The organism is Streptomyces phyllanthi, from assembly GCF_009377205.1.
Taxonomy (GTDB): Bacteria; Actinomycetota; Actinomycetes; order Streptomycetales; family Streptomycetaceae; genus Streptomyces; species Streptomyces phyllanthi.
In genome coordinates this window covers 1-4,225 of sequence record NZ_VJZE01000625.1, presented here as the reverse complement: position 1 = coordinate 4,225, position 4,225 = coordinate 1, and the positions used below count along the sequence as shown (strand labels likewise).

The 4,225-nt window shown below is 68.8% G+C and carries 4 protein-coding genes; 1 reads left to right on the top strand and 3 read right to left on the bottom strand.

What is annotated here, in order from left to right; genetic code table 11:
• Positions 1–628 precede the first annotated feature (628 nt).
• Positions 629–1,627, top strand: a complete 999-nt coding sequence (gene trpS / locus FNH04_RS42325) for a tryptophan--tRNA ligase (protein ID WP_152791554.1) — start codon at positions 629–631, stop codon at positions 1,625–1,627.
• 46 nt (positions 1,628–1,673) lie between these two features.
• Here the strand turns inward: trpS and proC are convergent, their stop codons facing one another.
• The 3 genes from proC to FNH04_RS42310 form a co-directional block, all read right to left on the bottom strand.
• On the bottom strand, positions 1,674–2,486 hold the full coding sequence (gene proC / locus FNH04_RS42320) for a pyrroline-5-carboxylate reductase (RefSeq protein ID WP_152791553.1): 813 nt from the start codon (positions 2,484–2,486) through the stop codon (positions 1,674–1,676).
• 138 nt (positions 2,487–2,624) lie between these two features.
• Positions 2,625–3,455 (bottom strand): ABC transporter permease, encoded by an 831-nt coding sequence (locus FNH04_RS42315; RefSeq protein WP_152791552.1) that lies wholly within the window; start codon positions 3,453–3,455, stop codon positions 2,625–2,627.
• Positions 3,452–4,225 (bottom strand): ABC transporter ATP-binding protein (locus FNH04_RS42310; RefSeq protein WP_152791551.1); only part of this gene is annotated, 774 nt, incomplete at its 5' end. The genes FNH04_RS42315 and FNH04_RS42310, both read right to left, overlap by 4 nt.

Below are 4,225 nucleotides of genomic sequence, written 5' to 3'. Positions count from 1 at the left end.
ATCAACATATCTGGCGTTGATTTTTGGCACGCTGTTGAGTTCTCAAGGAACGGACGCTTCCTTCGTACTCACCCGAGAGACTCTCTCGCGGCTTTCCTCCGGGCGCTTCCCTTCGGTGTTTCCGACTCTATCAGATCCTTTCGGGCCCGATTCCCAGTCGGCGGGATTTGCCTTTCGGCTGCCTTCCCGGCCCTTGGGCCGTTCCGACGAGTGAGACTTTAGCGGATTCCTCGCTCCCGACCTAATCGGGGGCTGCGTCCTTATCGAACGCGGATTCCTCATTCCGTGAATACGCATGCCAATGGCACGACGACGGGTCGCCGTTTGTTGGGCGGTACCTACGGAATCGTTGTCCGGGGACCGACCGGAGTCGGCGCTCACGTCGGACAACCCGGAGAACACTACGTATCGGCCCGGGGCGTGTCAACTCAGCTCCGGGGACCACTCCGGAGGCGTACTCTGAGGTCCATGACTACGCGTACGTGCACCCAGCTGTGGTGGGCCGCCTGACGGCGGCCGATTCACGTATGCACTCAACGGCCGCCGCTCCGGCGGCCGTTCGTGTTTCTCCCTCCTGGAGGACCCGGCCGGCGGGCAGCGGCGGTCCCGACCGGAGAGGTGGAGAGAGATGACGCGGGTCTTCAGCGGGGTCAAGCCGACCGGGCATCTGACGCTGGGGAACTACCTGGGGGCCATACGGCGGTGGGCTGCGGTCGACCAGCACCAGGCGGACGCCTTGTTCTGCATCGTCGACCTGCACGCGCTGACCGTGGATCACGATCCCGCACGGGTGCGCAGGCTCAGCAGGCAGGCGGCGACGCTGCTGTTGGCGTCCGGACTCGATCCCGAGGTGTGCACCGTGTTCGTGCAGAGCCATGTGGACGAGCACACGCGGTTGTCGTACCTGCTGGAGTGCGTCGCCACCGACGGGGAGATGCGGCGCATGATCCAGTACAAGGAGAAGGCGAGGCGCGAGGGGGAACGGGGCGGGAGTGTGCGGCTGTCGCTGCTGACGTATCCGGCGCTGATGGCTGCGGACATCCTCGCGTACGGGACAGATGAGGTGCCGGTGGGTGACGACCAGACGCAGCACGTGGAGCTGACACGGGATCTCGCGGTGCGGTTCAACCAGCGGTACGGGCATACGTTCGCCGTGCCACGGGCGACGCATCCGAAGGTGGCGGCTCGGGTCATGAACCTGCAGGACCCGACGGCGAAGATGGGGAAGAGCGACGACGCCGGGCCCGGGATCATCTGTCTCCTCGACGAGCCGGATGTCGTACGGAAGAAGGTCATGCGGGCCGTGACCGACAGCGGGCGGGACGTCGTGTACGACCCGGAGGGGCGTCCGGGGGTCGCGAATCTGCTGGAGATCCTCGCGGCTTGTACGGGTGGGAACCCCGAGGGCCTGAGCGGTGTATATGAGTCGTACGGCGCTTTGAAGAAGGACATCGCCGAGGCCGTGACCGAGGTCCTGAGGCCCGTACAGGAGAGGCACAAGGAGTTGTGCGCGGATCCTGCGTACGTGGAGGGGGTGTTGCGGGAGGGCGCGGAGAGAGCCAGGGAGATGGCGCGGCCGAGGGTGGACGCGGCGTATCGGGCGATCGGGTTGTTGCCGCCCGAGTGAGGAGGAGTGGGGCCCGGGGCGGCGGGTCCGGCCCCCACCAGGGCGTCTAACTGTTGTTGCCGGAGGCGAGTTGGCGGCTGCGGTCACGGGCCGCTTCCAGGGCGGCGATGAGGGCGGCTCGTACGCCGTGGTTCTCCAGCTCGCGGATGGCGTTGATCGTGGTGCCTGCGGGGGAGGTGACGTTCTCGCGGAGTTTGACGGGGTGTTCACCGCTGTCGCGCAGCATCGTGGCCGCACCGATGGCGGACTGGACGATGAGGTCGTGGGCCTTGTCGCGGGGCAGGCCGAGGAGGATGCCCGCGTCGGTCATGGCTTCGACCAGATAGAAGAAGTACGCCGGGCCCGAGCCGGAAAGGGCGGTGCAGGCGTCCTGCTGGGTCTCGGGGACGCGGAGTGTCTTGCCGACGGCGCCGAAGATCTCCTCGGCGTGGGCGAGGTCTGCCCCACTGGCATGGCTGCCGGCGGAGATGACGGACATGGCCTCGTCGACGAGGGCGGGGGTGTTCGTCATGACACGGACGACGGGGGTGCCCTGGGCGAGGCGCTCCTCGATGAAGGAGGTGGTGATGCCCGCTGCGCCGCTGATGACCAGGCGGTCGGCGGGAGTGTGCGGGGCGAGCTCATCGAGAAGGGTGGTCATGTCCTGCGGCTTGACCGTGAGGATCAGGGTGTCGGCGGTCTTGGCCGCCTCCGGGTTGGTGACCGGGGTGACTCCGTAGCGGGCGCGGAGTTCCTCGGCACGCTCGGGTCGGCGGGCGGTGACCAGGAGGTCCCCAGGGGCCCAGCCGGCTCGGATCATGCCGCTGAGCAGGGCCTCGCCGATCTTTCCGGTGCCGAGGACTGCGACTTTCTGGGTCATGGTGCGGTGCCCTCCGGGGGTGCGTCGTCCTGGGGTCATCCTCGCACCGGGGTCACCGGCCTGGCGGGGGTGTCCGGTGGGCGGACGTCGGGTGGCGCGTACCGGCTTCCGCTTCTCCCAAGCCGGAGAGGGGCAGGGTCATGTGGTTCGGCGCCTCAGGGTTGCCGCGCCGAGGGTGAGGACCAGGAGGGCGCAGCCCGCCACGATCAGGGCGTCGCGGATGAAGGCGGCTGTCATGTCGGTGTGCCGAAGGACCTCGTTCATGCCGTCGACCGCGTAGGACATGGGGAGGACGTCGGAGATGGCTTCCAGGACGGGGTGCATGGCGGAGCGAGGGGTGAAGAGGCCACAGAGCAGGAGCTGAGGGAAGATCACGGCCGGCATGAACTGGACGGCCTGGAACTCGGAGGCGGCGAAGGCCGAGACGAAGAGGCCCAGGGCGGTGCCGAGGAGAGCGTCGAGGAGGGCGACGAGGAGCAGGAGCCAGGGGGAGCCGGTCACGTCCAGGTCGAGGAACCAGACCGCCAGGCCGGTGGCGAGGGCGGACTGGATGATCGCCAGGGTGCCGAAGGCCAGGGCGTAGCCCGCGATGAGGTCGGCCTTGCCGAGGGGCATGGCGAGGAGGCGTTCGAGGGTGCCCGAGGTGCGTTCGCGGAGGGTGGCGATCGATGTCACCAGGAACATCGTGATCAGCGGGAAGATGCCGAGCAGTGAGGCGCCGATGGAGTCGAAGGTACGCGGGCTGCCGTCGAAGACATAGCGGAGCAGGAAGAGCATCACGCAGGGGATGAGGAGCATCAGCGCGATGGTGCGGGGGTCGTGGGCCAGCTGGCGCAGGACCCGGGTTGCCGTCGCCGCCGTTCGGGAGTAGTTGATCGCGCTCCCGCGGGCGGGGGCGGGGGTGTTCGGTTGCGTGGGTGCCGTGGCTGTCGTGGTCTGGGTCGACGAGGTCGGGGTCCGGGGGTTCATCGAGTCGTCTCCTTTTCGTGGGTGTTCGCCGCGGTGGCTTCGTCGACCAGGTGCAGGAACGCGGCTTCGACCGTCTCGGCCCCGGTACGGGTGCGGAGGGCGTCCGGGGTGTCGTCGGCGAGGAGTTGGCCCTCGCGCATCAACAGGAGGCGGTGGCAGCGCTCGGCCTCGTCCATGACGTGGGAGGAGACGAGAAGGGTGGCTCCGCGTTCAGCGGCGATGGTGTGGAAGAGGGTCCACAGGTCCCGGCGGAGAACCGGGTCCAGGCCGACCGTGGGCTCGTCGAGGACGAGGAGTTCCGGGGTGCCGAGGAGGGCTACGGCCAAGGAGACACGGTTGCGCTGGCCGCCGGAGAGGTTGCCCGCGAGGGCGTCGGCGTGGGAGGTGAGGTCGACGTCGGCGATGGCCCGGGCCACGTTCGCGTGGCGGCGCTCGGCGGCGGTGCGGCCGGGGTCGAGGATCGCGGCGAAGTAGTCGAGGTTCTGGCGGACCGTGAGGTCGTCGTAGACCGAGGGTGCCTGGGTGACGTACCCGATGCGGGAGCGGAGGGGGGCCGCGCCGGCGGGGTGACCGAGGACTTCCAGGGTGCCCGTGACCTTGGCCTGGGTGCCCACGATGGTGCGCATCAGGGTGGACTTGCCGCACCCCGAAGGGCCGAGGAGGCCGGTGATCTGGCCGGGCGGGACGGTGAAGTCCAGGGAGCGGAGCACGGTGCGGGAGCCGCGGGTGACGGTGAGGTTCTCGGCTCGGACGGCAGGGGTGGCTGGGGC